General features: G+C 75.4%; 20 protein-coding genes. 3 read left to right on the top strand and 17 right to left on the bottom strand.

All coding sequences use genetic code 11. The features are described 5' to 3' along the window. Positions 1 to 240 precede the first annotated feature (240 nt). The 13 genes from AB0O09_RS23015 to AB0O09_RS23075 form a co-directional block, all read right to left on the bottom strand. Positions 241 to 411 carry a hypothetical protein gene (locus tag AB0O09_RS23015; RefSeq protein WP_363543923.1) on the bottom strand — a complete coding sequence of 57 codons (171 nt, stop codon included), beginning with the start codon at positions 409 to 411 and terminating at the stop codon, positions 241 to 243. Between the two features lie 56 nt (positions 412 to 467). After that, positions 468 to 1,523 carry an SDR family oxidoreductase gene (locus AB0O09_RS23020; RefSeq protein WP_363543924.1) on the bottom strand — a complete coding sequence of 352 codons (1,056 nt, stop codon included), beginning with the start codon at positions 1,521 to 1,523 and terminating at the stop codon, positions 468 to 470. 55 nt (positions 1,524 to 1,578) lie between these two features. After that, positions 1,579 to 2,535, bottom strand: a complete 957-nt coding sequence (locus AB0O09_RS23025) for a TIGR03557 family F420-dependent LLM class oxidoreductase (protein WP_363543925.1) — start codon at positions 2,533 to 2,535, stop codon at positions 1,579 to 1,581. A gap of 91 nt (positions 2,536 to 2,626) precedes the next feature. Next, positions 2,627 to 3,022 carry an SsgA family sporulation/cell division regulator gene (locus tag AB0O09_RS23030; RefSeq protein ID WP_363543927.1) on the bottom strand — a complete coding sequence of 132 codons (396 nt, stop codon included), beginning with the start codon at positions 3,020 to 3,022 and terminating at the stop codon, positions 2,627 to 2,629. A 114-nt stretch (positions 3,023 to 3,136) separates the two neighbouring features. Beyond that, on the bottom strand, positions 3,137 to 4,894 hold the full coding sequence (locus AB0O09_RS23035; protein ID WP_363543929.1) for a glycoside hydrolase family 15 protein: 1,758 nt from the start codon (positions 4,892 to 4,894) through the stop codon (positions 3,137 to 3,139). An 18-nt stretch (positions 4,895 to 4,912) separates the two neighbouring features. Continuing rightward, positions 4,913 to 6,016, bottom strand: coding sequence for an enolase C-terminal domain-like protein (locus AB0O09_RS23040; RefSeq protein ID WP_363543932.1), 1,104 nt, complete (start codon positions 6,014 to 6,016; stop codon positions 4,913 to 4,915). Further along, a complete protein-coding gene (locus AB0O09_RS23045) occupies positions 6,013 to 7,734 on the bottom strand; it encodes a GMC family oxidoreductase (protein WP_363543935.1) in 1,722 nt (573 codons plus the stop codon). Before AB0O09_RS23045 ends, AB0O09_RS23040 begins: the two co-directional genes overlap by 4 nt. Next, positions 7,731 to 8,411 carry a gluconate 2-dehydrogenase subunit 3 family protein gene (locus AB0O09_RS23050; protein WP_363543938.1) on the bottom strand — a complete coding sequence of 227 codons (681 nt, stop codon included), beginning with the start codon at positions 8,409 to 8,411 and terminating at the stop codon, positions 7,731 to 7,733. The genes AB0O09_RS23045 and AB0O09_RS23050 overlap by 4 nt, the downstream gene beginning before the upstream one ends. A gap of 3 nt (positions 8,412 to 8,414) precedes the next feature. Beyond that, positions 8,415 to 8,888 (bottom strand): hypothetical protein, encoded by a 474-nt coding sequence (locus AB0O09_RS23055; RefSeq protein WP_363543940.1) that lies wholly within the window; start codon positions 8,886 to 8,888, stop codon positions 8,415 to 8,417. A gap of 5 nt (positions 8,889 to 8,893) precedes the next feature. After that, positions 8,894 to 10,681 (bottom strand): thiamine pyrophosphate-requiring protein, encoded by a 1,788-nt coding sequence (locus AB0O09_RS23060; protein ID WP_363543943.1) that lies wholly within the window; start codon positions 10,679 to 10,681, stop codon positions 8,894 to 8,896. A 140-nt stretch (positions 10,682 to 10,821) separates the two neighbouring features. Continuing rightward, positions 10,822 to 11,046 (bottom strand): hypothetical protein, encoded by a 225-nt coding sequence (locus AB0O09_RS23065; RefSeq protein WP_363543946.1) that lies wholly within the window; start codon positions 11,044 to 11,046, stop codon positions 10,822 to 10,824. Between the two features lie 134 nt (positions 11,047 to 11,180). Further along, positions 11,181 to 11,738: a hypothetical protein gene (locus AB0O09_RS23070; protein WP_363543947.1), complete on the bottom strand. Its 558-nt coding sequence runs from the start codon at positions 11,736 to 11,738 to the stop codon at positions 11,181 to 11,183. A 113-nt stretch (positions 11,739 to 11,851) separates the two neighbouring features. Beyond that, complete coding sequence (locus tag AB0O09_RS23075) at positions 11,852 to 12,403, bottom strand: hypothetical protein (RefSeq protein WP_363543949.1); 552 nt, start codon at positions 12,401 to 12,403, stop codon at positions 11,852 to 11,854. 266 nt (positions 12,404 to 12,669) lie between these two features. On the opposite strand from AB0O09_RS23075, the gene AB0O09_RS23080 reads away from it, so the two are divergent. Together AB0O09_RS23080 and AB0O09_RS23085 are read left to right on the top strand one after the other, a co-directional pair. Continuing rightward, complete coding sequence (locus AB0O09_RS23080) at positions 12,670 to 13,095, top strand: hypothetical protein (RefSeq protein ID WP_363543950.1); 426 nt, start codon at positions 12,670 to 12,672, stop codon at positions 13,093 to 13,095. Further along, positions 13,083 to 13,310, top strand: a complete 228-nt coding sequence (locus AB0O09_RS23085; protein ID WP_363543953.1) for a hypothetical protein — start codon at positions 13,083 to 13,085, stop codon at positions 13,308 to 13,310. Before AB0O09_RS23080 ends, AB0O09_RS23085 begins: the two co-directional genes overlap by 13 nt. Before the next feature lie 9 nt (positions 13,311 to 13,319). Here AB0O09_RS23085 and AB0O09_RS23090 read toward each other — a convergent pair whose 3' ends face one another. The 4 genes from AB0O09_RS23090 to AB0O09_RS23105 all read right to left on the bottom strand — a co-directional run bounded on the left by AB0O09_RS23090 (position 13,320) and on the right by AB0O09_RS23105 (position 16,639). Further along, on the bottom strand, positions 13,320 to 13,517 hold the full coding sequence (locus tag AB0O09_RS23090) for a hypothetical protein (protein WP_363543955.1): 198 nt from the start codon (positions 13,515 to 13,517) through the stop codon (positions 13,320 to 13,322). A gap of 99 nt (positions 13,518 to 13,616) precedes the next feature. Continuing rightward, a complete protein-coding gene (locus AB0O09_RS23095; RefSeq protein ID WP_363543957.1) occupies positions 13,617 to 15,128 on the bottom strand; it encodes a hypothetical protein in 1,512 nt (503 codons plus the stop codon). Positions 15,129 to 15,251: 123 nt separating this feature from the next. Then, the gene (locus tag AB0O09_RS23100) at positions 15,252 to 15,590 is read right to left on the bottom strand and encodes a hypothetical protein (RefSeq protein ID WP_363543960.1); all 339 of its coding nucleotides are present in this window, start codon (positions 15,588 to 15,590) and stop codon (positions 15,252 to 15,254) included. A gap of 104 nt (positions 15,591 to 15,694) precedes the next feature. Then, positions 15,695 to 16,639, bottom strand: coding sequence for a LysR family transcriptional regulator (locus tag AB0O09_RS23105; RefSeq protein ID WP_363543963.1), 945 nt, complete (start codon positions 16,637 to 16,639; stop codon positions 15,695 to 15,697). A gap of 296 nt (positions 16,640 to 16,935) precedes the next feature. Here AB0O09_RS23105 and AB0O09_RS23110 point away from each other — a divergent pair, with 296 nt between their 5' ends. Continuing rightward, a complete protein-coding gene (locus AB0O09_RS23110; RefSeq protein WP_363543964.1) occupies positions 16,936 to 17,829 on the top strand; it encodes a 2-dehydropantoate 2-reductase in 894 nt (297 codons plus the stop codon). Positions 17,830 to 17,833: the final 4 nt, after the last annotated feature.

The raw sequence follows: 17,833 nt of genomic DNA on the forward strand, positions 1-17,833 counted from the left end.
CCGCGCCACCGGAGGCCCGCGGCGCGGCGCATGGCGCGGGCGGCGCAGGCCGCGCCGAGTGCGGCGGCGGCGGCGACCAGCAGTTCGACCGGCGACACGGTGCTGATCAGCAGCACCGTCAGGCCCGTGAGCGCGCCCCACCACCCGGCGATCTCGGCCGCGCCCGCGACCACCCGCGGCGTCCTTCCGTCGATGGGGTCCTCCGTGGGTCGGCTCTCCGGGCGGCGGCCTGGGCGGCGGTCAGTCCGGCGGCTCGACGGGCTCGTCCGGATCGGGTTCGGTGTCCGGCTCCTCGGGGGACGTGCCCGGGCGGGGCGGCTCGGGCGGCGGGGTCGGCGAGCCGGGCGGCGGGGGCGGGTCGGGCGGCACGGGGGTGACGTCCGGGTCGGGGGGCGTCGGGACGGATCCCATGGTGGTCACTCCTGTCGTACGGCGGGCGGAGGCGCGCCGCGGCCGGGTCGCGGCCGTCATGCGCCGGGCCCTGCTTCCGTGGCGGTGCGCGGGACGGGCGGCGCCGGCCGCAGGCCGGGGATCACCCGTCCGGCGGTGCGGGCGGCGGCTGCGCCGAGGTTGCCGAGGGCGTGCGCGGCCTGCTGCTGGCGGCTGCGGGCGCGGGCCTTCCGGTCGAAGCGGCCGTGCGCGCCGAAGTCCGTGTCGCGGTCGGCGGGCTCGAACAGGTTGTCCGGCCCGTCGGCGGGCCGCGGTTCGTCGGTCTGCTGGGAGTCGAAGCCCGTCCGGGCGAGGTAGCGGTCCAGCAGGCCGGGTGCCACGGCGTTGGCGATCAGGGTGGCGACGGTGCTGGCGCCGACCCAGTACTCGCGGCGGGCGGGGTGGTCGGCGGCGTACAGCACCGCGCGGGCGGCGATCTCGGGCTGGTAGATCGGGGGTACGGGCTGCGCCCGTCGGGGCAGCCGGGAGCGCACCCAGTCGAACTGCGGGGTGTTGACCGCGGGCATCTGCACCATGGTGGTCCGCACGGCGGTGCCGGAGGCGAGGAGTTCGCAGCGCAGTGCCTCGTGCCAGCCCTGGATGGCGTGCTTGGCGCCGCTGTAGGCGGTCTGCAGCGGGATGCCGCGGTAGGCGATCGCGGAGCCGACCTGGACGACGGTGCCGCGGCCGCGGGGCAGCATCCGGCGCAGTGCGGCGCCGGTGGCGTAGACGTAGCCGAGGTAGGAGACCTCGGTGACGCGGCGGAACTCCTCGGGGGTGATCTCGGTGAAGGGGGCGAAGACGGAGGAGAAGGCGTCGTTGACCCAGACGTCGATCGGTCCGAGCTCCTCCTCGGCGCGCCGGGCGGCGGCCTCGACGGCGTCGGGGTCGGCGACGTCGGCCTCGATCGCGATCGCCTTCGCGGCGCCGGCCCGTTCGGCCTGGTGCACGGCCCCGTCGAGGCCTGCGCGGCCGCGGGCGATCAGCGCGAGCCGGTCGCCGCGGGCGGCGAAGGCGGCCGCGCAGGCGCGGCCGATGCCTCCGCTCGCGCCGGTGATCACCACGGTCCGTGGGGCGGGTCGGTGCTCTGTCATACCGTGCGGCTCCCCGGTCGGCGGCGGGACAAACGGGGGTGGCCGCGGGCTGCGGTCAGGAGCGCAGGGCGGGCAGCACGAGTTCGCGGTAGGCGTCGAAGAAGACCTCCTGGTCGGGGCCGATCTGGCCGACGTACACCTCGTCGAAGCCTGCGCGGGCGTAGGCGCGCACCGTGTCGATGTGCTGCTGGGCGTCGTCGCCGCAGGTCACCGCCTCGTCGATCATGTCGCGGGTGACGAGCTCACCGGCCTGCTCGAAGTGCGCGGGGGTGGGCAGCAGCTGGGCGAGTTCACCGGGCAGCAGTTCGGTGGGCCAGAGCCGGTGGACGGTGTCGACGGCCTTCTCGCGGTTGCTGCTCCAGCAGACCTTCACGCCGCCGAGGACCGGTTTGCCCGTGCCGCCGCCCGCGCGGAAGGCGTCGACCAGGTCGGCGTCGGGGGTCATGGTGACGAAGCCGTCGCCGATCCGGCCGGCCAGTTCGGCGGCGTTCGGGCCGAAGCCCGAGACGTGGATCGGCAGCGGGCCGTCCGGCGCGGTGTAGAGCCGGGCGTTGTCGACCGTGTAGTGGCGGCCGCGGTGGCTGACCTGGCGGCCGGTGAAGAGCGCCCGCATCACCTCGACGGCCTCCTCCAGCATGGCCGCCCGGTCGTCGAAGGACGGCCAGCGGTCGCCGAGGACGTGCTCGTTCAGCGCCTCGCCGGTGCCGACGCCCAGGGCGAACCGCCCGCCCAGCAGCACGCTGGAGGTGGCCGCGGCCTGCGCGGTGACGGCCGGGTGCAGCCGGACGGTCGGGCAGGTCACCAGGGTGGTGACCGGCAGGTCCACGGCCTGCGACAGTGCGCCGATCATCGACCAGACGAACGGGCTGTTGCCCTGGGCGTCGTTCCACGGGTGGAAGTGGTCGGAGATGGCCAGCCGGGTGAATCCGGCCCGCTGGGCTCGTCGGGCCTGGTCGATCAGTTCGGCGGGCGTGAACTCCTCGCACGACAGGAAGTAGCCGTACTCGGTCATGGTGTGCCGGTCCTCTCTGTGGCGGTCCCCCTTCCGTGCGGCGGCTACCCGGGGCGGCGCCGGGGACACCTCGTCCGCCGTCCCCGCGGACTCAGGCGGAGAGCAGCGCGGTGATGCAGCCGTCCCAGTCGATCCGGGCGGCCTCGGATCCGACCGGCACCAGTTCGGTGGTGACGGCGAGGAAGCGGGTCAGGTGGCCCACCGGGGTGTGCAGCAGGGCCACGTCGGCGTGCCGGCCCAGCGCGATGAACACGTCGGTGTCGCAGCAGGGTTCGACGCGGACGTCGCCGTCGCCGGCCGGGCCGCGGAGCCCGTCGAGCAGCAGGTCGCGGGAGACGACCCAGGTGGCCTCGGGGTCGAAGCCGTGGAAGTCCAGGTGGACGGCGTAGGGGTCGTCGGTGCGGTAGTGGCAGTCGACGTTCAGGTCGTGGACCGAGTCGGCCCCGGTGATCAGCCGCATGGGCATGCGGGCGGTGACGCCTTCCATCTGTGGCAAGTCCCTTCGCCGGGCCGGCGCAGCGCACCGTGGTGGGCCCCGCGTCTGCCCGCCGGTCGGGCGTCCACACGGTCGGGATGTGCGGATCCGGTGAATGATGCGCCGTCAGACGGGTTGTGCGAGACGGACGGAGGCCTCCAGCAGCAGCGCGTGGACGAAGGCCTGCGGCAGGTTGCCGCGCAGCTGGCGCTGGGCGACGTCGAACTCCTCGGCGTACAGCCCGGCGGGCCCGCAGGCGGCGCGGTTGCGTTCGAACCAGCGCACGGCCTCCACCGCGTCGCCCTGTTGGTGCTCGGCGAGGGCCAGCACGAAGCCGCACAGCAGGAAGGCGCCCTCGGCGTCCTCCAGCGGGCGGCGGTCGTGGCGGAACCGGTAGAGGTAGTGGTCCTGGACGAGGTCGGCGCGGACGGCCCGCAGGGTGGCCGTGGTGCGCGGGTCGTCGGCGGGCAGGGCGCCGCGGACGGCGGGCAGCAGCAGCGCGGCGTCCACCGCGGGATCGGTGGGGGTGCGCTGCCAGCGGCCGGTGGGGTGCAGGCTGTCGGCGGCGGTGTCGGCGGTGATCCGGTCCGCGAGCGCCTCCCAGCGGGCGGCGCGGCCGCTGTCGGTGCCCGGGGCCGCGGCGACGGCGCGCAGTCCGGCCGCGCAGATCAGCCGGCTGTGCGCCCAGCGGTCGGTGTGGAGTTCCCAGATTCCGGCGTCCGGCTCGCCGTGGCGCGCCTCGACGGCCTCGGCGGCGACCAGGGCGGCCCGCCGGCCGTCGGTGTCGAGGCGGCCCTGCCGGGCGGCGGCGGCGAACAGCAGCAGGCTCTCACCGAAGGCGTCCAGCTGGAACTGCCGGTTGACGTGGTTGCCGACGACGTCGGAGCCGCCGGGGTAGCCGGGCAGGTCGAGGGTGCGCTGGTCGGGGACGGCCGTCCCGGCGGGGGTGTAGGCGGGGGCGAGGGCCGGCCCGTCGGCCAGCAGCCGGGCGGTGACGAAGCGGACGGAGCCGTCGAGCAGCGGATGCGTTCCTGCGGCCGCGGCGGCCTGGCCGATGTAGCACTGGTCGCGGATCCAGACGTACCGGTAGTCGTAGTTGCGGCCCTGTTCGGCCCGTTCGGGGAGGCTGGTGGTGGCGGCGGCGACGGTGCCTCCGCCGTTGCCGGTGAGGCCGCGCAGCACGGCGACGGCGTGCCGGGCGTCGCGGCGGCCGAGGACGTGCGGCAGGTCGGGGACGCAGTCGGCCCAGGACTCCTCGGTGCCGCGCCAGAGCACGTCGGCCGGGTCCGGCGGCGGCAGCGGCCGGTCGGAGACCTCCAGCACCAGGTCGTGGTGGGCGCCGGCGTCCAGGCGTACCGCGGTGGTGAGGGCGGTGCCGTCCGGGCCGGCGGGCCGGGCACCGGGGGCGCCGGTCCAGCGCAGGTGGAGCTCGCCCGTCCGGGCCGTCCAGCGGCCGGCGTCGTCGCGGCGCAGGCCGTGCAGCGGGTGGGCGCCGAAGCCGGCCGCCGGCTCCAGGTGGACGTCGACGCGGGCGTCCCCGTCGACGGCGAGGATCCGGCGCAGCAGCACGGCGCGGTGCGGGTCGCCGGGGTGGGCGAGGGCCTCGCGGCATTCGACGATGCCGGTGGTGGTCGTCCAGCGGCTGCGCCAGATCAGGCCGCCGCCCTCGTAGTAGCCGCCCCAGACGAAGGGTTCGGCGGGGGTGACGGTGTAGTGGCCGGTGCCGCCGATCAGGGCGGTGAGGACGGCGTCGCCGTCCCAGCGGGGTGCGCACATCCAGACGATGTCGCCGCGCGGGCCGACGAGGGCGCCGCGTTCGCCGTCGGCGAGCAGGGCGTAGTCGCGCAGGGCGTGCGGGGCGGGGGCGTTGCCGCTCGGGGCCATGGGTCCTCTCTGCGGGGTTCAGCGGGTGCGGAAGCGTTCGGCCTCCTGCGGTCTGAGGGTCAGTCCGAGGCCGGGGGCGCCGTCGTCGCCGGGGTGGATGCTGCCGCCGGCGGGGTCGAGGGCGCCGTCGAAGAGGAGGTGCTCGATCCGGACGTGGTCGTGGAACCACTCCAGGTGGCGGAGGTTGGGGATCGCGGCGGCGGCGTGGGCGTGCACGTGCGGGGCGCAGTGCCCGGAGAGCTGGAGGCCGTGCGCCTCGGCGAGGGCGGCCGCGCGCAGCCAGACGGTGAGGCCGCCGCAGCGGGTGGCGTCGGCCTGCAGGCAGTCGACGGTCGGCGCCATCCGGGCGAAGTACGGCAGGTCGTAGCCGTACTCGCCGGCGGCGACGTCGGCGGTGACGGTGTCACGGACGAGGGCGAGGCCGGTGAGGTCGTCGGAGGAGACGGGCTCCTCGTACCAGGTGACGCCGAGTCCGGCGAGGGTGCGGCCGATCCGGACGGCCTGTTTGCGGGTGTAGGCGCCGTTGGCGTCGACGTACAGTTCGGCGTCCTCGCCGATCAGGGTGCGGGCCCGTTCGGTGCGCCGCAGGTCACGTTGCTCGTCGCCGCCCCACCCCTCCCCGATCTTGATCTTGAATCGGGTGAGGCCCTGCCGGGACCAGCCGGTGAGCTGTTCGGCGAGCCGGTGGTCGGAGTAGGTGGTGAAGCCGCCGCTGCCGTAGACGGGCACCTCGTCGCGGGCGGCGCCGAGCAGGCGCACCAGCGGGAGGTCGAGCAGCCGGGCCTTGAGGTCCCACAGGGCGATGTCGACGGCGGAGACGGCGCCCGCGACCAGGCCGGGGCGGCCGGCGTTGCGGACGGCCCGGGCCATCGCCTCGTTGGCGGCGGGCACGTCCAGCGCCGGGCGGCCGGTGACGGCGGGGGCGAGCAGCCCGGTGACGGCCTGCGCGGTGGCGGGGGCGCCGTACGTCCAGCCGAGGCCGGTGGCCTCCCCCGCCCGGGCCGTCACGAGGACCATGGTGGTGCTGTCCCAGGCGAAGGTGCCGTCGGCCTCGGGGCCGTCGGTCGGGATCTCCAGCACCTGGACGTCGAGGCCGTCCAGCGCCGGCCCGACGCCGTTCACGGCCGGCTCCGCTCCGCCGGGCCGCCGCGCGCACCGGCGGCCAGCCGCTGCGCGGCGCGGTCGACCAGCGCCATGATGGTCAGCGCCGGGTTGGCGGAGCCCTGGGTGGGCAGCACGCTGCCGTCGGTGATCATCAGGTTGGGGACGGCGAAGCTGCGCAGGTCGCCGTCGACGACGCCGTCCTCGGGACGGGCGGCCATCCGGCAGCCGCCGACCAGGTGGGCGTAGCGCTCGATGGTGATGACCTCGGTGGCGCCGGCCGCCTCCAGGATCCGCTCCATGGTGGCGCGGGCGGCCCTGATGACGGCCCGGTCGTTGTCGCACTGGCTGTAGGCGAAGTCGGCGACCGGCAGGCCGTGGCGGTCCTTCTCCCCGGAGAGGGTGACCCGGTTGCCGGGCAGCGGCAGCAGTTCGCAGAGCGCGCCGAGGGTGCCCCAGTGGATGTAGTCCTGCATGTAGCGGCGCAGGTCGTGCCCCCAGTGGCCCTGGGCGGCGACGTGCTCGGCCCAGGTGATCGGCAGGGGCGAGATGGTCTGGATCGCGTAGCCGCGCTTGAAGTCGGCGGCGGGGTCGGTCTCGTAGAAGTCCTCGCAGGAGACCTCCGGCGGGGGTGCCTTGTACGAGCGGATCTCCTCGGTGAAGCGTCCGGCGGTCTGCGGGGCGCCCTGGACCATCAGGTAGCGGCCGACCTGGTCGTGGTCGTTGCACAGGCCGTCGGGGAAGCGGCGGTTGGCGGAGTTGAGCAGCAGCCGGGGGGTCTCGACCGAGTAGCCGGCCACCGCCACCGTGCGGGCCCGCTGCAGGTGTTCGCGGCCGTTGCGCAGGTAGCGCACGCCGATCGCGCGGCGGCCCTGCGGGTCGGTCTCGACGGCGACGGCCATCGCCTCGGTGCGGATCTCGGCGCCGTGCGCGAGCGCGTCGGGCACGTGGGTGATCAGGGTGGAGGCCTTGGCGTTGACCTTGCAGCCCTGCAGGCAGAAGCCGCGGTAGATGCAGTGCGGGCGGTTGCCGAAGCGGCCGTTGGTGATGGCGACCGGGCCGACCCGGGCGTTCAGCCCGAGGGCGTCGGCGCCGCGCAGCAGGACCTCGCCGTTGCCGCCGACCGGGTGCGGGGCGTGCGGGTAGGGGTGCGGGTCGCCCCAGGGCCAGTACTGGCCGGCGACCGGCAGCTCCTGCTCGATCCGTTCGTAGGAGGGCCGCAGCTCCTCGTAGCGGATCGGCCAGTCGGCGCCGACGCCGTCGTCGGTGCGGGTGGAGAAGTCGGAGGGGTGGAAGCGCGGCACGAAACCGGCGAAGTGCACGGTCGAACCGCCCACGCCGCGGCCGGAGTTGTTGGAGCCCATCGGGACGGGGTCGGTGCCGGAGATGACCCGCGGTTCGGTCCAGTACAGATGGTGGGAGCCGGCCTCGTCGCTGACCCAGTGGGTGTCCGGGTCCCAGAACGGCCCGGCCTCCAGGCAGACCACGGACCAGCCGGCGTGCGCCATCCGCTGGGTGAGGGTGGCGCCGCCCGCGCCGCAGCCGACCACCACGAGGTCGACCTCCTCGGTGTCGTCGAAGCGCCGCATGTGCTCGACCAGCCGGTGGTCGAAGCGGGCGCCGTCCTCGGGCAGCAGCCAGGCGGAGGCGTTGCGTTCGCGGACCGCCTTCTGCGAGGAGGCGGTGAGGCGCAGGGTGCCGGCGGCCTCGCGGAGCCGGCTGCGTACGGCGCCGCTCATCCGGTGCTCCTTCCGTCACGGGGGTCCGTCGGGTCGACGGGGTCCGCGTCCGCCGCCTCGAAGGGCTCGCGCAGGCCGATGCCGAGGCGCTGGTAGCCGCGCGGGTAGGCCGGGCCGGGGAAGCCGATCTCGTTCCAGGCCCAGGGGTGGGCGTAGAAGGCGGTGCAGGCGTAGCGGGTCCACAGGCTCCACACGTGCTGGGCGGGCAGGCCGTGCCAGGGTTTGCCGTGCAGGTCCTGGACGGCCTGGACCAGCTCCTTCTGCTGCCCGGTGTCGAGGTCGGCGAAGGAGGCGGCGCCGTGCCGCTCCGCGGCGTCCTCGTCGAGGGCGGCGAGGGTGGCCCGCCAGGCGTCGCCGTCCTCGGGCATGTCGGTGTAGCGCCAGCCGTCGGTCTGCGCCTCGGCGAGCCGGGCGTCGACCATCTGCAGCACGGGCACCTTCGGGGCGCCGGGCGGGCCGTCCTGGGCGAGCAGCCGGTCGAACAGGGCGCCGGCGGCGGCCTCCTCGGCGGGGGTGAAGAACCGCAGGTCCGGCTGGCGGGCGAGGCGGCCGACGACGGTGGCGGCGGTGGCCGGGTCCCAGTCGGGGACCTGGTCGAGGACGTCGAAGTCCGGGAAGCGGCGGCCGCTCTCCCCCGACGGGACGCGGCGGCCGGTCGGCAGGTGCTGTCTTCCCACGGCTCACCTCTTCCGGTGGGGCACGGCGGTCTCCCGGCGCAGCACGGAGGCGAGCAGGCCCATGCCGCCGACCATGGTGACCAGCAGCGGGGCGAGCGGCGGCGGCCCGGTCTCGATGTTGAAGCGGGCCATCGACCAGCCGCCGGGCTTCTGCGCGATGCCGCGGACGTGCAGCCAGGTGCCCTGCAGCCCGTTGGCGACGACGGCCGCGGAGACCACCGGCAGCACGGTGTGCGCGGCGCGTTCGCTGCGGAAGCCGGCGATGCCGGCCGCGGCGCCGAGCGGCCCCAGCGCCACGGGCCACCACATCATCCGGTTGCCGAAGCCGGCCCGGTCGTGCTCCAGGTAGATCTCCGCAGCGGTGATCAGCGCGCCCGCGGAGGTCAGCAGCGACAGCGACCGTTCGAAGCGGCCGTGCCGCACGTTCGCCACCAGCCGCGCCAGGGCGGACGGCGGGTCCGTTCGGCGGGTGCGCACCGGATTCACCCCTTCCCCCGGCCGGGCAGGAACTCCTGGATCTTGGCCTTGACGCCCTGCTTCACCACGGCCGCGCGGTCGCTGTCGCCGTGCAGTACGGCGGAGGCGGCGGACGTGATCTGGTCCCAGCTGGCGTGCGGCGGGATCGGCGGGACGGCGGGGTCGGTGCGGAAGTCGATGACGAACGGCCGGTCGGCGGCGAGGGCCTGACGCCACACCGGTTCCACGTCCTCGGGCTGCTCGACGCGCACGCCGTGCAGGCCGAGCAGCACCGCGATGTCGGCGTAGCGGACGTCCGGGATGCTCTGCGAGGCCTCGAACTGGGGGGCGCCCTGCATGGCGCGCATCTCCCAGGTGACCTGGTTGAGGTCGTGGTTGTTGAGGACGGCGACGACCAGCCGCGGGTCCGACCACTCCTGGTAGTACTTGGCGGCGGTGATCAGCTCGGCGAGGCCGTTCATCTGCATGGCGCCGTCGCCGACGATCGCGATCGCCGGCCGGTCGGGATGGGCGAACTTCGCGCCGATCGCGTACGGCACACCGGGGCCCATGGTGGCGAGGGTGCCGGAGAGCGAGCCGCGCATGGTGCCGCGCATCCGCAGGTGCCGGGCGTACCAGTTGGCGGCGGAGCCAGAGTCGGCGGCGACGATCGCGTCCTCGGGCAGCAGGGCGTCGAGGGCGTGCACCACGTGCTCCGGGTTGAGCGGGTCGGCGGACACCTCGGCCCGGCGCTGCATCACCTCCCACCAGCGGGCGGTGTTCTCCTCGACGGTCTTGCGCCAGCTGCGGTCCTCCTTGCGCTCCAGCATGGGGATCAGCCGGCGCAGCGTCTCGGCGGCGTCGCCGACCAGGTTGGCCTCGAAGGGGTAGCGCAGGCCGACCATCGACGGGTCGAGTTCGATCTGCACCGCCCTGGCCTGGTCGAACTCCGGCAGGAACTGGGTGTACGGGAAGCTGGAGCCGACCACCAGCAGGGTGTCGCAGTCCCGCATCAGCTCGTAGGACGGGCGGGTGCCGAGCAGGCCGATCGAGCCGGTGACGTACACCAGGGTGTCCGGCAGCACGTCCTTGCCGAGCAGGGCCTTGGCGACGCCGGCGCCGAGCAGTTCGGCGGTCTCCTCGACCTCGGCGCGGGCGTGCCGGGCGCCCTGCCCCACCAGCATCGCGACCTTCTCGCCGGCGTTGAGGATCTCCGCCGCCCGGGCGAGGTCCTCCTCGGCGGGGATCGGCGCCCAGCGGCCGAGACCGAGGCTGGAGGGCACCTGCTTGAAGGCGTGCGCGGGCGGTTCCCAGTCCAGCTCCTGCACGTCGGCCGGGATGATCACGGCGGTGACGGTGCGCCGCGCCGCGGCCACCCGCATCGCCCGGTCGAGCACGTTCGGCAGCTGCTCGGGAACGGTGACCATCTCGCAGAACTCGGAGGCCACGTCCTTGTAGAGGCTCAGCAGGTCGACCTCCTGCTGGTAGGAACCGCCCATCGCGCTGCGGTCGGTCTGGCCGACGATCGCCACCACGGGCACGTGGTCGAGCCGGGCGTCGTACAGGCCGTTCAGCAGGTGGATGGCGCCGGGGCCGGAGGTGGCCGCGCACACGCCCGTCCGGCCGGAGAACTTCGCGTAGCCGACGGCCTCGAAGGCGGCCATCTCCTCGTGCCGGGCCTGGACGAACCGCGGCCGGTCCTCGGCCCGGCCCCAGGCGGCGAGGATCCCGTTGATTCCGTCGCCGGGGTAGGCGAAGACGTACTCCACCTCCCATTCCCGGAGGCGTTGCAGTACGTAGTCGGAGACCTTCATCGGCCGGCTCCTCCTCTGGCTCGGGCGAGGAGCGGTGCACCCCTCTGAGGGCGGCTAACCGCTGTGGCGGCGGCAAAACCCGTACGGTCCCCTCCGGCCGCCGCACGGCACGGGTGCCGGCGGTCACCGTCGGCACGCCATCAGCGGGGTCCCTCCGCCGCGTCCGCACGACCGCCTGCGGTCATCAGCCGGGCGGCGACCGTGGTCGCGGCCAGCAGCGCACCCGCCGTCCCCGGGGCGTACTGCGCACCGAGGGCCGCGGACCGCCCCGCGCCGTCGCCGGCCAGGTGGACGCCCGCGACGAGCGCCGTGCCGAGCGGGCCGCGGCGCAGGCCGAGTTCCGGGTGCAGCACCACGGTGATCATGGGGCCGTTTCATGGTGGCGAAGAACAGCGTCGAGGTGGCCGGGGCCGCCGGGAAGGCGCGGCCGCGGAGCAGCGACGGCTCGACCGGCGGGGTTCGGCCGGCCGCGGAGAGGAGGATGCAGAGCCTGTCGGGCTCAATGCCCCGGGCCGGGGAAGCCGAGGTCCGCGATCTCCATGGCCCAGGTGCGGAACGCGTCCGCGCCGGTGGACCCGACCGGCCGGTGCTCAGGGATCCGGGCGGCGGTGGCGGCGTCCAGGAGGTCGGCGAGGCCGAGGTGGTGCCAGTCCTGGTGGACGGCGTTGTAGGCGCGCATCAGCGGGGCGACCCTCGCCCTGATCGCGGCCACCTCCTCGTCACCGAGACCGACCAGACGCAACCGGGCCCGCGTGGCGGCCCGGCGCCCGGGGGTGAACTCGGTGTCGAGGAACGGTTCGAGGAGGTCGCCCCACACGTCGGGCCTGGACCGCCGGGGAATCCCGTTGGCGGTGCAGAACGATTCCAGTGCGGCCCGCCGGCCGGCCGGGACGAAGATGGTCTCGCCCAGGACGGTCCGGATCTCCGGCGGGTCGGCCTGCGGATCGGCGTCCCGCACGGCCGTCGCGGGGACGATGCGCTCCCCGCCGGAGGCGGCACCCAGGACGGGCCCCGGAAGGCGGACGTGGTCACCGGCGAGCACGACGTCGAGGTTCACCGGGCCATCCTGCCCGAGCCGGTCTCGGACGTGTCGTCGAAGGGCGCTCGGACGGTCGGTTCAGGGGCGCCGGGGGCGGCTGGGGGGGGCACCCACGACCTTTGACGACGCCCCTACCGGCGCACGACGTCCGGTTCGCCCGGCCGGCCGGTGGCCGGGTCCGGGGTGAAGACCGCGACCTCCTTCTCCGTGGTCACCGTGATCCGGTCCGGCCCCGACCACTCGGCCGACGTGAAGGAGCCGCGCCCGTGGCGCTCGTCCCACACCCCCGGCTCCCGGTGGCGCGCGGACCGGCCACTGCCGGTCAGGAGCTCCACGCGGTAGGTCGGGTCGATCGAGAAGGCGATGTCGGTCACGGCCAGCACCCGGTCCGGGTGGCCCGGGTGGGCGTTCCGGTCGACCGGCCTCCCGTCCCCGCCGAGGGTGACCGCCAGGAACACGACCGGTGTGCCGACGAGGACGAGCCCCACCGGGGCGGCCGCGCAGCCGATCCGCGACCACCGGGTGCGGAACTCGAACCCGACCACCACCGGGGCCACCGTCAGCACCACCGCCGCCCCGACCAGCAGCACCGGGCGGTCGAACCGGCGCTCGGCCTCCACCGGCCCGCCCGAGTGCGAGGCCTGAACCCCCGGCAGGTACGCCGGCAGCGCCGTCAGCGCCAAGCCCCTGAGCCCCCAGGTGCTCCGTCTGCGACGTCCCGCCGTCATCCCTCCCCCGTCCGTCCACCGTTGATCGTCCGCGTGGACCGTACCGACTCCTCGCCTCCCGGCCCCCGGTACGACCCGTCACCCGCCCGCGGCCGTGCCCGGCAGCACCCGGTGACGGCGCATCGGCACTGGTCGCGGCCGCTTCACCGCCGTCCGCTACGCTCTCCCGGATCAACGGCGCGGGCTCCCTCCGGCCCCGCCGAACCGGAAGGCACAGCGCATTGCACGTCACCACCGAGCGGACCCGACCCGTCTCCCGGCGCTGGGCGCTGCTCCCGATGGGCGGCGTGCTCCTCGTCGCCGCCGCCGTCTACGAGCGGACCTGGGTGGAGCCGCCGCACGAGTACCTGCTGTGCAGGATCCCGGCCTCGCTCGGCGCCGTCTTCTGGGTGGTCGTCTCGGTGATGATCGGAGCCGGCCTGGTGTGCGCGATCGGTGTGATGCACCTCGTCATCGACACCCCGAGCCGGATCGCGGCACCGCTGGTCTACGCGGCGATCGCGCTGACCGCGGTCGTCGGCTCCGACGCGCTCGACCACGCCGGCGCGGGGATCGCCGCCCGGACGGCGGCCGAGTACCGCTCGGCCGGCTCCGTCTGCGACTACCCGATGCCCGCCTACCGCGAGACCCCGGGGTGGTTCTTCTGAGCAGCACCGGCCGCTACCGGTGGCGAACCGACGCCAGGGCCGCACTGCCCGCCGCCCTCATCTGGATGTTCCCCAAGGGCGCCAAGGACTGCGGCGACCACCAGTGGTACCGGAAGGACGAGCGGACCTACCGCTGCTACCACTGCGAGCCCGGCGAGCGCCCGAGCACACCCGAGGAGGACCGGCAGCGCCCCGGTATCCCCGGCCGGGACTGAGGTCCACGGTCAGCCGTCCGCCACCGCGTGGCCCGTCCGGCGGGCCCGCTCGGCCACGGCCGCGAAGTCCGCGGCCGGGTCGAGCGCACCGACCGTCCGGCGGTCCAGCGGGACGCCCGCCAGCACCGCGGCGACGGCCTGCGGGTCGACGGCGCGGCCGTAGTGGTCCTCGGCGTCACGGCGGACGGCCTCGGCGCTGCCGTCCACCAGCAGCCCGAACAGCCACCCGGCACCGTCGGACTCCCCCGGCCCGAACGCGACCGGACCGCACTGCCACGCGTCCGAGCCCGCCTCCCGCCACGCGCCTCAGGGCAGCAGCGCCCTCATCGCGTCGGCAGGCAGGGCGGGGTTGGCGGCGGCTGCCGCCGCGACCTCCGGGTCCTCGTCGGCCAGCAGTCCGACGACGACTCCGGCGGGGAGTTCCGGACGTGCGGCGGCGACGGGACGGGCCCGGGGGTCGTCCAGACAGGCGAGGAGTGCGGGGACCGGTGAATTCGGGTGCCGGGCGATCTCGCGCAGGGCCTTCCGGACCGCGGCCGGCGGGCGGGTCAGCGCCTCCAGGACGGCCGCGGTCGCACCGGGGTTGGCGGCGACCTGCCCAGCCACCCGGGGACCGTGACGGCCGATCATGGCGAGCAGTTGCGCCTCGGTGAGGCCCGGGTGCGGGGCGATCGCCTTCAGCACCTTGGCGTCGGGATCGCACGCGAGCGCGTCGCGGACCGCGTCCGGCAGGTCGCGGCGCAGGGCGACCAGCATCCGCAGCGTCGGGTCGGCCGCCGCGGCGAGACCGGCGGTCTCCGCGGGGGTGGCCGCGGCGACGCGTGGGAGCAGCACCGGACCGAGCCGGGTCGAGCGGGCGAGCCGGGCCAGGACGTCCAGCGGCAGGTGCGGGTGGTGGGCGAGGGACCGCCGGACGTCGTGGACGCGGTCCTCGGCGAGCCGCCGGATCAGGGCCTCGCCGGTCGCGGGGTTCCGGGCGAGTTCCGCACGGACCATCGGCACCGGGTCCCCGGCCAGCCGGGCGCAGGTCTGCTGCGGCAGGCCTCCGCGGGCGGCGACGAGGCTGCGCAGCAGCACGGAGGGGTGGTCGGCGAAGGCGGCCGCCGCCGCTGCCGGGGTGGCCGGGTTGTGCAGTGCCTGCCACTGGATCTCGTGCACGGCGGACCGGTGGGATCCGTCGCATTCGTCGCCGGGCAGCAGCGCACAGTCCCGGCGGGGGCAGTCGGCGGTGTGGACGAAGGGCACGTCCTCCTGGTCGCAGACCCGGCAGGAGCGGGCCGGCGGGAGTCCTTCACCGGTGAGCAGCGCGGCCAGCAGGTCGGGCGGGGTCGACCGGTTGCCTGCGACCGCCCGGCGTACCCGCGCGTGCGGATGCCGTGCGAGTTCGGCGGCCAGGTGCGCCGGGGCCCATGAGCCGAGTTCGGCGACGACTGCGGGGTCCGGGTCGTCCGCGAGGGTGCGGGCCACGTCCGGTGGGAGGTCCGGGCAGGCAGCGAGCTTCTCCCGGTGCTCCGCCCGCGGGTGCGAGGCGAAGTGGCGGGCCCATCGGGGCGGTCCGGCTCCTTCGTCGAGCAGGGCGAGTGCGGCGAGCGGCTGCACGACCGGATCGGTGTCCGCCGGTTGCAGCCGGCCCTCGCGGGCGAGCCCGACGGCGGCCGCCTCGGACCGAGCCGCGAGCCTGCGGACCTGGGTACGGCTCAGGTCCGGCCGCAGCGCCAGCTCCTGGGCAAGCTCCTCGTCCGCTGCGGCGATCAGTCGGTCGACCAGGGCGGGCGGAAGGGCCGGGTTCGCGGCGAGGCCGAGCAGGGCGGGAGTCACCGCGTCATCCTGCTGCACCGACCGTGGGGGTGTCCCCCGGTTTTCCGTGGCGCCCGGTCTTCCACGGTGCCCGGATTTCCGTGGCGGCCGGACGGCAGGACGGTCGGGCGGGGGCGCCGAGGGTCACCCCCGCTGGTCCGCCGGGCGGGTGGCGCGGGCGTGTCGGAGGTGGTTGCGGGCTCGGGTGAGGTTCCGGACGACCTGGGGCAGGAACGAGCCGCGGAAGGCGTCCGCCTCCCGAGCCGCGGCGGCGGCGAGTTCCAGGTGTGCGGCCGTGCCGGGCACGGCGTCGGCCGGGTGCGGCCCGGCCGCCTCGCGGGCGCTCCGGTGGATCAGTGCGGCCAGCTCCCCGGCGCCCGGGTCGTCCAGGTCCTCGTGGCCCCACAGCGCGAGCTCGTCGACGAGCGCGGCCAGTTCGCGGTCGCGGCGGTGTTCCCACCACGTCCCCCCAGGTCTCTCCATGGCCCGATCATGCACGGCCCGGGCGAACCCGTGCCGGAGTACGGCGAATCCCGGACAGGCCACCGGTCGGTGTGCCATGGGCGGAAGGAGCCGGCCGGAGCGGCCTACCGGCGCCCGGGTTCCGGCGGGGTGAGCCGGTCGGCCGGGTGTCGCGGGAGGGTTGCGGTGCCGCAGTGCCGCTCGACGGTCTCGGCGAAGGCGAGCGCCAGCGGTGAGAGGGCGTCCCAGCGGCGGACGGCCCAGCCCGCGGTGAGGGCCGGCAGTCCGGGGACGGGGATCAGCCGCAGGTCGGGGTGGCCGGGGCCGCTCCAGGCGGGCAGGGTCGGGACGACGGCGTGGCCGAGGCCCAGTTCGGCGAGGAGGATCGCGGTGTCCCAGTCGGTGACGCTGGTGTCGAAGACCGGCCGGATCCCGGACTCGGCCAGCCACGCGCCGAGTTGGCGCCGCGCGGTCGAGTTCTCGGGGAGTCCGATGAGCCGCGCGTCCTGCAGGTCGGCCGGCGAGACCTCGGTCCTCGTGGCGAGCGGGTCGGCGGCGGAGACCGCGAGGGACCACGGGAGTTCGACCACCGGGCGCTGCTCGACGGCGCGGGCGGCGGGCCCGAGGGTGATCCAGGCGAGGTCGACGCTGCCTGCGGCCAGGGCGTCGAAGCAGCCGCGGCTGGCGGTCTCGGTCTGGAACTCGAGGCTGGCCCGCGGGAAGTGCCGCCGGAAGTCGACCACGGCGGCGGCCATGAAGTGCCGCACGGTGGTGGCGCCCGTGGTGACCCGAACCGCGCCGACACCGGCGCGGGCCGCGTCCTCCAGCCGCCGCAGGGTGTGGTCGATGCACCCCAGTCCCTCGGTGACGGCCGCGTCGAGCATGCGCCCGTACGCGGTCGGCAGTACGCCGCGGGTGTGCCGTTCGAGCAGGCTCAGGCCCAGCTCGCGCTCAAGCCGCTTCACGTGCTGGCTGACGGCGGACTGGGTGCAGGAGAGGTCCCGGGCGGCGGCGCTCAGCGAGCCCGTCCGGCAGACGGCGGTGAAGACGCGGAGGTCGTCGAGTGTCACGGCGACCCAAGGTATCGCTTGGGTTCGTGGCAGCGAATCCGAGGATTGACTTGGGTTTTCGCCATGCTTGATCATCGCTGCAGGGCCCAGGGCGGCAACCCGCCGCCGTCTCCACCCGATCCGGACGGGCGGGTGCGGCGGCGGGTGTCGACCCGCACGGTCCCGTATTCGCCCGCGCGGAGAGCCGCAATTCGCCCGCCCGGAGAGCCGCATCGGCGCCGGCCGTGAAGTGCGGTGATCCGTGGGGCACTTCGCGGCACTCGGTCGCACCGGACCCGCAGACCACAGGAGCACATGTGACCACCACCCCCCTGACCGTGGCCGTCCTCGGACCGGGCGGCGTCGGAGGCTTGATCGGCGCGCTGCTCGCCCGTGCCGGACACCGCGTCGTCTGCCTGGCCGGCGAGTCCACCGCGGCCGTCCTGCGCAGGGACGGTCTGCACGTCGAGAGCGCCCGGTTCGGGGAGTTCACCGTCGCGGTCGAGGCCGACACGCTGCTGCGGCAGCCGGTGGACGCCCTCTTCGTGACGGTCAAGCAGACCGCCTTGGAGTCGGCGCTCGACCGGGTCCCGGCCGGGGTCCTCGGCGGCGCCGCCGTGGTCCCGCTGCTCAACGGACTCGACCACCTCGCCGTGCTGCGCGGACGCCACCCCGCGGCGCGGGTGGTCGCCGGCACGATCAGGGTCGAGGCGACCCGCACCGCTCCGGGGCGCATCCGCCACGGCAGCCCGTTCGCCGACGTCCAACTCGCCGGACCGGCGGACGGCTTGGCCGAGGCCCTGCGCGGGGCGGGCCTGGGCGCGACCCTGCGGTCCGACGAGACCTCGATGCTGTGGGAGAAGCTCGCCTTCCTGGCACCGTTCGCCCTGCTGACCACCCGGTACCGGGCGGACGCCGGAACGGTCCGCAGCGACCTGCGCCCGGAACTCGTCGCCGTGGTCGAGGAGATCACCGGTGTCGCCCGGGCCGCGGGCACCGCGGTGACGGCCGAGGACGTGCTCGCCTTCTTCGACCGCTCGCCGCACGCGATGAAGTCCTCGATGCAGCGCGACGCGGAGGCCGGCCGGCCGCTCGAACTCGACGCGATCGGCGGCGCCGTGCTGCGGGCCGCCGCCGCCCACGGGATCGCCGCCCCGGCCACGGCCCGGCTGGTCGCGGACGTCGCCCGCGGCACCGGCCGGGAGGTGTGACGCC

Source organism: Kitasatospora sp. NPDC093679, assembly GCF_040683455.1.
Taxonomy (GTDB): Bacteria; Actinomycetota; Actinomycetes; order Streptomycetales; family Streptomycetaceae; genus Kitasatospora; species Kitasatospora arboriphila.

Bases quoted from the DNA above. Each gene is read 5' to 3' on its own strand.
- AB0O09_RS23015 (WP_363543923.1), bottom strand. From the start codon at position 411: ATGGGATCCGTCCCGACGCCCCCCGACCCGGACGTCACCCCCGTGCCG.
- AB0O09_RS23020 (WP_363543924.1), bottom strand. From the start codon at position 1,523: ATGACAGAGCACCGACCCGCCCCACGGACCGTGGTGATCACCGGCGCG.
- AB0O09_RS23025 (WP_363543925.1), bottom strand. From the start codon at position 2,535: ATGACCGAGTACGGCTACTTCCTGTCGTGCGAGGAGTTCACGCCCGCC.
- AB0O09_RS23030 (WP_363543927.1), bottom strand. From the start codon at position 3,022: ATGGAAGGCGTCACCGCCCGCATGCCCATGCGGCTGATCACCGGGGCC.
- AB0O09_RS23035 (WP_363543929.1), bottom strand. From the start codon at position 4,894: ATGGCCCCGAGCGGCAACGCCCCCGCCCCGCACGCCCTGCGCGACTAC.
- AB0O09_RS23045 (WP_363543935.1), bottom strand. From the start codon at position 7,734: ATGAGCGGCGCCGTACGCAGCCGGCTCCGCGAGGCCGCCGGCACCCTG.
- AB0O09_RS23060 (WP_363543943.1), bottom strand. From the start codon at position 10,681: ATGAAGGTCTCCGACTACGTACTGCAACGCCTCCGGGAATGGGAGGTG.
- AB0O09_RS23065 (WP_363543946.1), bottom strand. From the start codon at position 11,046: ATGATCACCGTGGTGCTGCACCCGGAACTCGGCCTGCGCCGCGGCCCG.
- AB0O09_RS23100 (WP_363543960.1), bottom strand. From the start codon at position 15,590: ATGGAGAGACCTGGGGGGACGTGGTGGGAACACCGCCGCGACCGCGAA.